Raw genomic sequence first — 12140 nt, 5'->3', positions numbered from 1 at the left:
AGTTAAGACGCAGCACGCATAACGGAGAATGACAGTGACCGAAGCCCCCCTTCATGCAGCACTGACCGCGCTTCGCGAAGATCGGGAAGACACCCCGACGAATATGCGCGAGGCTTTCAAATCCGATCCGCAGCGTTTCGCAAAATTCTCGCTGACGGATGGCGACCTGCTGTTCGACTGGTCGAAATGTGCGGTGACCACCACGACCATGTCACTGCTGGAAAAGCTGGCGCTGGCCGCCCGCCTGCCGGAACGGCGCGAGGCAATGTTTGCCGGGCGCAAGATCAACATCACCGAGGACCGCGCCGTGCTGCACACCGCGCTGCGCGCCGGGCCGGACGCCAAGGTGATGGTGGACGGCAAGGACGTGATGCCGGACGTGCGCGCGGTGCTGGCCGCCATGGCCGCATTTTGCGAAACGGTTCGCTCGGGCGCCGCGAAAGGCGCTACAGGCAAGCCCATCACCGACGTGGTCAATATCGGCATCGGCGGTTCCGATCTCGGACCGGTGATGGCGACACTGGCGCTGGCCCCCTATCACGACGGGCCACGCTCGCATTTCGTCTCCAATATCGACGGCGCGCATATTCACGACACGCTGAAAGGCCTCTCGCCCGAGACGACGCTGTTCGTCATCGCGTCGAAGACGTTCACCACGGTCGAGACGATGACCAATGCCGAGACGGCCCGCAAATGGGTGCAGCAGGCGCTGGGCGACGATGCCGTCGACAAGCATTTCGTCGCCGTCTCCACCGCGCTCGACAAGGTTTCCGCCTTCGGCATCGCGCCTGATCGCGTCTTCGGCTTCTGGGACTGGGTGGGCGGCCGCTATTCCCTATGGTCGGCCATCGGCTTGCCGATCATGCTCGCCATCGGCCCCGAGCGGTTCGAGGAATTTCTGGCGGGCGGGCGCGAGATGGATCGGCATTTCGAGGCCGCGCGGCTTCTGGAGAATATTCCCGTGGTGATGGGGCTGATCGGCTATTATCACCGCGTGGTGTGCGGTTATCCGGCGCGCGCCGTCATTCCCTACGACCAGCATCTCGCGCGCCTGCCCGCCTATCTGCAACAGCTCGATATGGAATCGAACGGCAAGCAGGCCACACTGGGCGGCCAGAAGGCCTCGACACCGACCGGCCCGCTGGTGTGGGGCGAGCCCGGCACCAATGGCCAGCACGCCTTCTTCCAGTTGCTGCACCAGGGCACCGACATCATTCCGGTGGAATTCCTCGCGGCGGCGCAAGGCCATGAGCCGGAGCTGCAGCAACATCACGACCTCTTGCTGGCCAATTGCTTGGCGCAATCGGAAGCGCTGATGAAGGGTCGTACGCTGGAGGAGGCGCGCCGTCAGATGCTGACCAAGGGCATGCCTCTGGAAGAAGTGGACCGCATCGCGCCGCACCGTGTGTTCTCCGGCAACCGGCCCTCCATCACCCTCCTCTATCGCAAGCTCGACCCGCATACGCTGGGCCGGCTGATCGCGCTTTACGAGCATCGGGTGTTCGTCGAGGGCACGCTTTACAACATCAATTCCTTCGACCAGTGGGGCGTGGAACTGGGCAAGGAACTGGCGACCGCGCTTCTCCCTGTCGTTGAAGGAACGGAAGACGCCGCCCGCAGCGACGCCTCGACCGCCGGATTGGTGCGTCATATTCATGAGTTGAGGGCAACGGAGTAGACGGATTTGCGTGGTATAAAGGCAATCCTGTTCGATAAGGACGGAACACTGGTCGATTTCCAGAAGACATGGTTCGCCGTCGGCGACGTCATGGCGCTGAGGGCGGCGGACGGCGACCGCGACAAGGCAAACGCGCTTCTGGAACTGGCAGGCTACGATTTCGCCAATCAGTGTTTCAAGGCCGACTCCGTCTTTGCCGCCGGCACGAATGCGGAAGTCATCGCGCTCTGGTATCCTGAAGCTGACGATGCCGAACGCCAGACCATCCTCGCCGGCTTCAACGTCATTACCGCCGAGCAAGGGGCCGCCGCCTCGGTGGCGCTGCCCGGCAGCAAGGATGCCATCGCCACCCTGCACGGCTCCGGCTTTCGGCTCGGCGTGGCCACCAACGATTCCACCAGCGGCGCGGAAAAGACGCTGCTGGCGCTCGGCATCGCGCAGATGTTCGACGCCGCTTACGGTTATGACGCGGTCGCCAACCCCAAGCCGGCGCCGGATGTGCTGCATGCCTTCGCCGACTTCACCCGGTTGAAACCGTCCGAAATCGCCATGGTGGGTGACAACCGCCATGACCTCGAAATGGCACGGGCCGGCGGGGCCGGGCTTGTGGTGGGCGTGCTTTCCGGCACCGGCACGCGCGAAACGCTGGCGCCGATGGCCGATGTCATTCTGGACTCGGTGGCCGACCTGCCGGCGTTTCTTTCGCGCGGCTAAAGGGCTGCCCTACCCCCGAAGTTCGCGCCTGAGAATCTTGCCGACATTCGTCTTGGGCAGTTCGGTGCGGAACTCGATGTGGCGCGGGCGCTTGTAGCCGGTGAGGTTCTCGCGGCAGAAGGCGATGATGTCGGCTTCGGTCAGGCCTGGATCGCGCTTGACGATGAACAGCTTGGGAACCTCTCCCGAGTGCTCGTCCGGCACGCCGACGGCGGCCACCTCCAGCACGCCGGGATGCTGGGCCACGACGTCTTCCAATTCGTTCGGATAGACGTTGAAGCCGGAGACCAGGATCATGTCCTTCTTGCGGTCGACGATCTTGGTGAAACCCTTCTCGTCCATATAGCCCATGTCGCCGGTCTTGAAGAAGCCGTCCGGGGTCATGGCTCTCGCGGTCTCATCGGGGCGGTTCCAGTAGCCGGCCATGACCTGCGGGCCGCGAATGCACAACTCCCCCACCTTGCCGAGCCGCAGGGCCTTGCCGTTCTCGTCGCGGATCGACAGTTCCGTCGAAGGGATGGGCAAGCCGATGGAGCCGGTGAACTCGTCGGCATCGAAACGATTGGCGGTCGCGACCGGCGATGTTTCCGAAAGACCATAGCCCTCCGAGATGATAACGCCGGTGAGTTTCTTCCAGCGATCCGCCACGGTGCGCTGCACCGCCATACCGCCACCGAAGGTAAGCAGCAGCGGCTTGAAATCCAGCTTCCCGAAGGCCTCGTTGTTGAGCAGCGCATTGAACAGCGTGTTGAGGCCCGGAAAGATGTTGATCGGATGCTTTTCCATCTCCTTCACAAGCCCGCCTATGTCGCGCGGATTGACGATAAGGATATTGTGGCCGCCTTCCTGGATGCCCATCAGCGCATTCACCGTCAGCGCATAGATGTGATAGAGCGGCAGCGCGCAGATGAAAGTCAGCCGCTCGGGGCGCGGCTTTTTCACATATGCCGTTTCCATCCACAGCGCGTTCTGCGCGACGTTGGACAATACATTGCGGTGAAGCAGCATCGCACCCTTGGCAATGCCGGTGGTGCCACCGGTATATTGCAGGAACGCAATGTCGTCGCCCGAAACCCGAGCCGGCTTGAAAGTGCGCGCGGCCCCTTCCTTCAAGGCGGCTGGAAAGCGGACATGCCCCGGCAGCGACCATGCCGGCACCATCTTCTTCACGCGCCGCACCACCAGATTGACCAGCAGCCCCTTGAGACCGAGCATGTCTCCCAGCGTCGCCACCACCACGTGCTTGACCCGTGTCGTAGCGAGTATCCCTTGCAGCGTGGAGGCAAAGTTCTCGAGAATGACGACGGCCTCGGCGCCCGCGTCGTTGAGTTGATGCTCAAGCTCGCGCGGCGTGTAGAGCGGATTGACGTTCACCACCGTGTAGCCGGCACGCAAGGCACCCAGGAGCGCCACCGGATATTGCAGCACGTTCGGCATCATCAGCGCCACGCGCGCGCCGGGCTCCAGCCCTTTCGACTGGAGAAAGGCGCCGAAGGCGGCCGACAATCTTTCCAGTTCTGCGAAGGTGATTGTCTTGTCCATGCAGGTGAAGGCAGGTCGCGTGGCATATTTCTTGGACGCCTCGATCACCAGATCGCCGATGGAAGAAAATTCCAAGGGACCGATTTCCGACGGCAGGTTGCCGGGATAGCTCTTCAGCCACGGCCTTTCATCACGCACCGGCTTCGCGGCAATCCTTGCTTTCTTGGACGAGGATTTTGCGGATTTCCCGCCTTCGGTCGCCTTGCCCGACCCGTCCTTGGGGACAGCAGTCCTTGAAGGGCGAGCTTTTGCGGCGGTCGTCGTCGCGTTCCGCGCGGATTTCTTTTTCACATCCGCCTGGATGGCGGGGGCCGGTTCTGCTTTGGGCGCGGTCTTCGCTACGGCTGGCTTCCTGGTGGCTGTCTTCGCAGCCGATGTATTGGCGGAAGACAGCGGGTCGGCGGCGCGCGCGGCCTTGGCCGGAGCTTTGGCGGGGCTGGTTTTCTTAGCCCGTGTCGCCGTGGATCTAGGTGTTTCTTCGCGTTCGGTCTGGCCGGCGGTCCTGCTGACTTTACCGGTCGTCTTGGCCACGCGCTCCTCCCTGCAGCTTCCTGTTTTCGTCGCCCGCCGCGGCGGCGTTCCTGGATGAAACCGCCTTGCGATCCAATCTATGGTCACATGCGCGCAGGTTGCAAGCCTTGCTCCCCATGCTCGGCTTCGCACCGGCCCGAGCCGCCTTGCGCAGGCGAGCAAATGAGAGGTCGGGCACGTCGAATACTTGTCATGCAGTCTGCGTCATCAATGCCGCGGCACATATTTCCACGCGATGTATTTCGTGATGAGCCGCCGAATCGCAATAAAATGCACACTCATTAGAAAATGTTGAAATTTTGTTCCGCTGGCCCGATGCCCTGCAAACAGTAGTTCCAAAGGGGAGTAAACGATGCTTATATGCGCGCTCGAAGCCTGTTAGAGGGGCTTGGATCACACAGGGAGTGTTCAATGATAAAAATGCTGACTTTTGCAGCCGCCCTTGCGGCTGCAACCGCATTGGGCGGTGTGGCAGCGAATGCGAAAACGCTTGTTTATTGCTCGGAAGCCTCGCCGGCAGGCTTTGACCCGTCGCCGTGGAGCGGTGGCAACGACTTCGACGCCTCCTCGCGCACCATCTATTCGCGCCTGGTCGAGTTCGAGCACGGCAAGACCAGCATCATGCCAGGCCTGGCCGAAAGCTGGACCGTTTCGGATGACGGCCTTGAATACACCTTCAAGCTGCGCCCCGGCGTCAAGTTCCAGACGACCGACTATTTCACGCCGACCCGCGACCTCAACGCCGATGACGTGATCTTCTCCTTCGAGCGTCAGTGGAAGAAGGACAGCCCCTGGTATGACTACCTGCCCGGCACCGGCTGGGAATACTTCACCGGCATGGGCTTCCCGGACCTGCTCAAGGAAATCGTCAAGGTCGATGACCTGACCGTCAAATTCGTGCTCAACAAGCCGGAAGTCGCCTTCCTGCCGGACCTGGGCATGGATTTCGCCTCGATCGTGTCGAAGGAATATGCCGACCAGCTCGAGAAGGACGGCAACCTCCAGCAGTTCACGCAGAAGCCGATCGGCACCGGCCCCTTCCAGTTCGTCGATTATCAGGTTGACGCGGTCATCCGCTACGCCGCCTGGGATGGTTATTTCGGCGGCCGCCAGAAGATCGACGACCTGATCTTCGCCATCACGCCCGACCCGGCCGTGCGCGCGCAGAAGCTGAAGGCCGGCGAGTGCCACATCATGTCCTACCCGGCTCCGGCCGACATTGCCGGCCTGCAGGCCGACGACAACCTGAAGGTGGAAGAGCAGGAAGGCCTGAACATCGGCTACATGGCCTATAACACCACCGTGGCGCCGTTCGACAAGGCCGAGGTCCGCAAGGCCCTCAACATGGCCGTCAACAAGCAGGCCATCATCGACGCTGTCTATCAGGGCGCCGGCCAGGTTGCCGTCAACCCGATTCCGCCGACGATGTGGGGCTACAACAAGGACGTGAAGGACGACGCGTACGATCCGGAAGCGGCCAAGAAGATGCTTGAGGAAGCCGGCGTCAAGGATCTTTCCATGAAGATCTGGGCGATGCCCGTCAGCCGTCCGTACAACCCGAACGCCCAGCGCGTTGCCGAGATGATCCAGGCCGACTACGCCAAGGTCGGCGTCAAGGCCGACATCGTCAGCTACGAGTGGACCGAGTATCGCGAGCGTGGCAAGCAGAAGGATCGCGACGGCGCCTTCCAGCTCGGCTGGACCGGCGACAATGGCGACCCGGACAACTTCTTCTTCCTGCTCGGCTGCGATGCCATCGGCCAGTCCAACTACGCCATCTGGTGCAACAAGGAGTTCGAAGACCTCCTCCAGAAGGGCAAGGCGACGACCGATCAGGCCGAACGCACCAAGATCTACGAGGAGGCTCAGGTCGTCGTTAAGCGCGAAGCGCCGTGGCTGACCATCGCCCACTCCAAGGTCTTCATGCCCATGTCCAAGAAGGTCGAGGGCTTCGTGATGGATCCGCTCGGCATCCATCGGTTCGACGGCGTCGATATCGCCGAATAAGACAAGCGAAACGGGGACGGCGCCCTTTGGGCGCCGTCTTGCCATCGCGATCAACAATGTTCCGCTATATACTTCACAAACTTGCCCTGATCGTTCCCACGATCTTCGGCATCACGCTCGCCGCTTTCGCATTTGTTCGCCTGCTGCCGGGTGACCCTATCCTGGCCATGGCCGGCGAACGCGGCGTGAGTCCCGAACGCTATGCCGAACTGCTCGAACGCTTCGGCTACAACCGACCCATCTGGGTCCAGTATTTCGAATATATCGGCAACGTGCTGCACGGCGATTTCGGCATATCGCTCGCCACCAAGCGGCCCGTTATCGGCGAATTCCTGGCACTGTTCCCGGCAACGCTGGAACTGGCCACCGTCGCCATGCTGCTTGCCATCATCATCGGCATTCCGGCCGGCATCTTCGCCGCCGTCAAGCGCGGCTCGTGGTTCGACCAGATCACCATGGGCGCTGCACTCACAGGCTATTCCATGCCGATCTTCTGGTGGGGCCTGCTGCTCATCATCTTCTTTTCCGGCACGCTCGGCTGGACGCCCGTTTCGGGCCGCATCGGCCTGCAATACTTCTTCCCGTCCGTCACCGGCTTCATGCTGATCGACAGCCTGCTTTCGGGCAAGAGCGGCGCCTTTTCCTCGGCCGTCAGCCATCTCATCCTGCCGGCCATCGTGCTGGCAACCATTCCGCTCGCCGTCATTGCGCGACAGACGCGATCGGCCATGCTGGAAGTGCTGGGTGAGGACTATGTGCGCACGGCGCGCGCCAAGGGCCTCAGCCCACGGCGCGTCATCGGCATCCATGCCTTCCGCAATGCGCTGATCCCGGTCGTCACCACGATCGGCCTGCAGGTTGGCACGCTGATGGCTGGAGCCATTCTCACCGAAACCATCTTCTCCTGGCCGGGCATCGGCAAGTGGATGATCGATTCCATCGGCAAGCGCGACTACGTCGTCGTGCAGAGCGGCCTGCTTCTGATCGCGCTGATCGTCATGGCCGTGAATCTCGTGGTCGATCTCCTCTACGCCGTCATCAACCCCCGCATCCGCGTACAGTGAGGCAGCGATGAGCACCGAAACCACCGCTGTGCCACCCAAGGCGACGGCCCGTCCGGGCGCCGTTGCCGAGTTCTGGTACTATTTCTCCATGAACCGCGGGGCCGTCCTCGGCCTCGTCGTCTTCGCATTGCTGGTGCTGGTTGCGATCTTCGCGCCGCTGATTGCACCGCATGCTCCCAACGAACAGTATCGCGACGCGCTGCTCACACCACCCATATGGTGGGAAAACGGTACGGCCAAGTTCATTCTCGGCACCGACGCCGTGGGCCGCGATATCCTCTCGCGCCTCATCTTCGGCGCGCGCTATTCGCTGTTCATCGGCCTTGTCGTCGTCACCTTCGCGCTTACCAGCGGCATCATCCTGGGCGTACTCGCCGGCTATTTCGGCGGCTGGGTCGATACGCTGATCATGCGCATCATGGACATCATCCTTTCCTTCCCGTCACTGCTGCTTGCGCTGGTGCTGGTGGCAATCCTGGGGCCGGGTCTGTTCAATGCCATGCTGGCTATCGCGGTGGTGCTGCAACCGCACTTCGCGCGTCTGACACGCGCGGCAGTGATGGCCGAGAAGAACCGCGAATATGTCGTCTCGGCACGCGTGGCGGGCGCCGGGCATCTGCGACTGATGCTGGTCACCATCCTGCCCAACTGCCTTGCCCCGCTGATCGTGCAGGCGACCCTGTCCTTCTCCAACGCCATTCTCGAGGCCGCGGCGCTGGGCTTCCTCGGCATGGGCGCGCAGCCGCCGACGCCGGAATGGGGCACGATGCTTGCCGCCGCGCGCGAGTTCATCCTGCGCGCGCCGTGGGTGGTGACCTTCCCCGGTCTTGCCATCCTCATCACCGTGCTTGCCATCAACCTGATCGGCGACGGCCTGCGCGATGCCTTCGACCCCAAGCTGAAGAGGTCGTAAGCCATGCCGCTGCTTGAAATCAAAAACCTCCGTGTCGCCTTCGACACCAGCGTGGGCGAGTTCATCGCGGTGCAGGGCATCGATCTCTCGGTGGATGAGCGCGAAGTGCTTGCAATCGTCGGCGAGTCGGGCTCGGGCAAGTCCGTGTCGATGCTGGCGGTGATGGGGCTTTTGCCCGACACCGCCACGGTTACCGCCGACAGCATGACCTTCAACGGCCGCGACCTGCTCACCATGACGGTGGAGCAACGCCGCAAGATCATCGGACGCGACATCGCCATGATCTTCCAGGAGCCTATTGCAAGCCTCAACCCATGTTTCACGGTGGGCTTCCAAATCGAGGAGGTGTTGCGCGTGCATATGGGCATGGACCGTGCCCAGCGCCGCGCCCGCGCCATCGAACTGCTGCAACAGGTCGGCATTCCCGAACCGGAACAGAGGCTGTCCACCTTCCCGCACCAGATGTCGGGCGGGCAGTGCCAGCGCGTGATGATCGCCATCGCCATCGCCTGCAATCCCAAGCTGCTGATTGCCGACGAGCCGACCACCGCGCTCGACGTGACGATCCAGAAGCAGATCCTCGATCTGCTGATGCGGCTGCAGGCCGAGCATGGCATGGGCCTCATCATGATCACCCACAATATGGGCGTGGTGGCCGAAACGGCCGACCGCGTCGTCGTCCAGTACAAGGGACGCAAGATGGAAGAAGCGGACGTGCTGTCGCTGTTCGAATCACCGAAGAGCAACTACACGAAGGCGCTGCTGTCGGCCCTGCCCGACAATGCCACCGGCGACCGGCTGCCGACCGTGTCCGACTTCATCCTCGATGCGCCCGATGGAGCGCCGGCATGACCAATACCGTCCTCGAAGCAAAGAACATCGTGCGCGACTACCATGTCGCGGGCGGCCTGTTCACCAAGGCGCGCACCGTGCATGCGGTGAAGAATGTCAGCTTCTCCGTGGAGCGCGGCAAGACGCTGGCAATCGTCGGCGAGAGCGGATGCGGCAAGTCCACGCTTGCGCGCATCCTTACCCTCATCGACGCGCCGACCGCCGGCGAATTGTTCATCGCCGACAAGAAGGTTGACATCGCCCATGCGGGCCTGCCGCCCGAAATGCGCCGCAAAGTGCAGATCGTGTTCCAGAACCCCTACGGCTCGCTCAATCCGCGCCAGAAAATCGGCGATGTGCTGGGCGAACCGCTGAAGATCAACACCGACATGCCGGCATCCGAACGGCGCGACCGCGCCATGACGATGCTGCAAAAGGTGGGCCTGGGACCGGAGCACTACAACCGCTATCCGCATATGTTCTCCGGCGGCCAGCGCCAGCGTATCGCGATTGCGCGCGCGCTGATGCTGAACCCCAGCCTGCTGGTGCTGGACGAACCCGTCTCGGCGCTCGATCTTTCGGTGCAGGCGCAGGTGCTGAACCTGCTCGCCGATCTGCAGGACGAGTTCCAGCTCACCTACGTCTTCATCAGCCACGACCTCTCGGTGGTGCGCTACATCGCCGACGAGGTGATGGTGATGTATTTCGGCGAGGCCGTGGAATACGGCACGCGCGACGAGGTGTTTTCCAACCCTCAGCACAGCTACACAAAGACGCTGTTTGCGGCCACGCCGCGCGCTGACGTTGACAGTATCCGGGCACGACTGGCACGCAAGAAGACGGCGGCCTGAGAGCCGACTTCCAGGGCGAACCCCGCCCCCATTTCATTGGGGGCGGGGAATCCAAATGCTGCGATGCCGCGACGTTGGCGGGTGCCGCCTCCTCGCCCCGCTTGCGGGGAGAGGTGGCGAGGACGAAGCCCGAGATGGAAGTGGCTTTTATTCAGCAGCGCGGCTCAAGTCTCCCACTCTGTCTTCAATGGTTGTCCCGCGGAATGCCCTTGGTTTGCGCGACGCGCTGGTATTTCACCGCCGGCTTCAGGACCATGCCTTCCGAAAGCTGATCGACCATGCCGCGCTGGATTTCCTGCCACGGCGTCTGGTGGTCCGGGTAGTGATAGCCGCCATCGCCTGCAAGCACTGCGCGGCGGTTCTCCAGCTCCTCGTCGCTTATCAATATGTCGGCGGTGCCCTTGCGCAGATCTATGCGCACGCGGTCGCCTGTTTTCAGCAGCGCCAGGCCGCCCCCCACAGCCGCCTCCGGCGAGGCGTTGAGAATGGAAGGCGAGCCCGACGTGCCGGACTGTCGGCCGTCGCCGATGCAAGGCAGCGCGTGCACGCCCTTTCTGATGAGGTAATCCGGTGGCTGCATGTTCACCACCTCCGCACCGCCGGGGTAGCCGACGGCCCCTGCTCCGCGCATGAACAGGATGGTGTGCTCATCGATGCCAAGCGCCGGATCGTCGATACGGGCGTGATAATCCTCCGGCCCATCGAACACCGTTGCCCGACCCTCGAAAGCCTCGGGATCAGCCGGGTTCGACAGATAGCGCTGGCGGAACTCGTCCGAGATCACGCTGGTCTTCATGATGGCGCTGTCGAACAGATTGCCCTTGAGGTTGATGAAGCCGGCGTTCTGCTTCAGCGGATCGGACACCGGACGGATCACCTTGGGCTCCATGTTCTCGACATTGGCGCAGTTGTCGCCCATCGAGCGGCCATTGGCGGTGATCGCTCCCGGATGCGGCAGCATCCCGGCTTTCATCAGTTCCATCACCACCGCGGGCACGCCGCCGGCATGGTGATAGTCCTCGCCAAGATATTCGCCGGCCGGCTGCAGGTTCACCAGCAGAGGTATCTTGTGCCCAATGGCCTGCCAGTCGTCGTTGTCGAGCGCGACGCCGAGATGGCGTGCGATGGCGTTCAGATGGATTGGCGCATTGGTGGAACCGCCGATTGCCGAATTGACGACGATGGCGTTTTCAAACGCTTCGCGCGTCATGATGTCGGAGGGTTTCAGGTCCTCGTGCACCATGCCGACGATGCGCTTGCCGGTCTCATAGGAAATCTGGCCGCGCTCGCGATAGGGCGCGGGAATGGCGGCGGAGCCGGGAAGCTGCATGCCCAACGCTTCGGCCAGGCTGTTCATGGTGGTGGCGGTGCCCATCGTGTTGCAATAGCCGACCGAAGGCGCCGAAGACGCCACGATCTCCATGAATTCGTCATAGTCGATCTCGCCGGCCGACAGGCGCTGGCGAGATTCCCACACGATGGTGCCGGAGCCGGTGCGCTTGCCCTTGTGCCAGCCATTGAGCATCGGCCCGACTGAAAGCGCGATGGCCGGAATGTTGACTGTCGCCGCCGCCATCAGCATGGCGGGGGTGGTCTTGTCGCAGCCGATGGTCAGCACAACACCGTCCAGCGGATAGCCGTAGAGCACCTCGACCAGCGACAGATAGGCAAGATTGCGGTCAAGCGAGGCGGTGGGCCGCTTGCCCGTTTCCTGGATCGGGTGGCAGGGAAACTCGAAGGGAATGCCGCCGGCCGCCACGATGCCCTCGCGCACGCGCTTGGCAAGCTCGATGTGGTGGCGGTTGCAGGGCGACAGGTCCGACCCGGTCTGAGCGATACCGATCAGCGGCTTGCCGGATTGCAGTTCCTCGCGCGTCAGTCCGTAATTCAGGTAGCGCTCGAGATAGAGCGCGGTCATGCCAGGATTGTCGGGGTTGTCGAACCATTCCTGCGAACGGAATTTCCTGCGCGTCGTCGTCGTACCGGCCATCAGCTTCTCCCGGAATGCG

General features: G+C 62.6%; 10 protein-coding genes. 8 read left to right on the top strand and 2 right to left on the bottom strand.

The genetic code is table 11. The features are described 5' to 3' along the window. Positions 1-34 precede the first annotated feature (34 nt). Both pgi and C7441_RS10885 read left to right on the top strand, forming a co-directional pair. Positions 35-1678, top strand: a complete 1644-nt coding sequence (gene pgi / locus C7441_RS10890) for a glucose-6-phosphate isomerase (RefSeq protein ID WP_280523567.1) — start codon at positions 35-37, stop codon at positions 1676-1678. A gap of 6 nt (positions 1679-1684) precedes the next feature. Beyond that, positions 1685-2392 carry an HAD family hydrolase gene (locus C7441_RS10885; protein ID WP_109612877.1) on the top strand — a complete coding sequence of 236 codons (708 nt, stop codon included), beginning with the start codon at positions 1685-1687 and terminating at the stop codon, positions 2390-2392. A 9-nt stretch (positions 2393-2401) separates the two neighbouring features. On the opposite strand, the gene C7441_RS10880 is transcribed toward C7441_RS10885, so the two are convergent. Continuing rightward, positions 2402-4072, bottom strand: coding sequence for a long-chain-fatty-acid--CoA ligase (locus C7441_RS10880; RefSeq protein WP_109612876.1), 1671 nt, complete (start codon positions 4070-4072; stop codon positions 2402-2404). Between the two features lie 25 nt (positions 4073-4097). Between C7441_RS10880 and C7441_RS10875 the strand changes: the two genes are divergently transcribed. The 6 genes from C7441_RS10875 (at position 4098) to C7441_RS10850 (ending at position 10131) form a co-directional block, all read left to right on the top strand. Further along, complete coding sequence (locus tag C7441_RS10875) at positions 4098-4523, top strand: hypothetical protein (RefSeq protein WP_109612875.1); 426 nt, start codon at positions 4098-4100, stop codon at positions 4521-4523. Positions 4524-4876: 353 nt separating this feature from the next. Then, entirely contained in the window at positions 4877-6472 is a 1596-nt protein-coding gene (locus C7441_RS10870) for an ABC transporter substrate-binding protein (protein ID WP_109612874.1), read from the top strand. 56 nt (positions 6473-6528) lie between these two features. Beyond that, a complete protein-coding gene (locus C7441_RS10865) occupies positions 6529-7536 on the top strand; it encodes an ABC transporter permease subunit (protein WP_019172873.1) in 1008 nt (335 codons plus the stop codon). A gap of 7 nt (positions 7537-7543) precedes the next feature. Next, positions 7544-8449 (top strand): ABC transporter permease subunit, encoded by a 906-nt coding sequence (locus tag C7441_RS10860; protein WP_109612873.1) that lies wholly within the window; start codon positions 7544-7546, stop codon positions 8447-8449. 3 nt (positions 8450-8452) lie between these two features. Then, a complete protein-coding gene (locus C7441_RS10855; protein WP_019172871.1) occupies positions 8453-9301 on the top strand; it encodes an ABC transporter ATP-binding protein in 849 nt (282 codons plus the stop codon). After that, a complete protein-coding gene (locus C7441_RS10850; RefSeq protein ID WP_019172870.1) occupies positions 9298-10131 on the top strand; it encodes a dipeptide ABC transporter ATP-binding protein in 834 nt (277 codons plus the stop codon). The genes C7441_RS10855 and C7441_RS10850 overlap by 4 nt, the downstream gene beginning before the upstream one ends. A gap of 184 nt (positions 10132-10315) precedes the next feature. On the opposite strand, the gene C7441_RS10845 is transcribed toward C7441_RS10850, so the two are convergent. Next, the gene (locus C7441_RS10845; protein WP_109612872.1) at positions 10316-12121 is read right to left on the bottom strand and encodes an IlvD/Edd family dehydratase; all 1806 of its coding nucleotides are present in this window, start codon (positions 12119-12121) and stop codon (positions 10316-10318) included. Between the last annotated feature and the right edge of the window lie 19 nt (positions 12122-12140).

It is taken from the genome of Pseudaminobacter salicylatoxidans (assembly GCF_003148475.1).
GTDB classification, from domain to species: Bacteria; Pseudomonadota; Alphaproteobacteria; order Rhizobiales; family Rhizobiaceae; genus Pseudaminobacter; species Pseudaminobacter salicylatoxidans.
The sequence above is the reverse complement of the archived record's forward strand: the minus strand, read 5'-3'. Positions and strand labels throughout refer to the sequence as shown.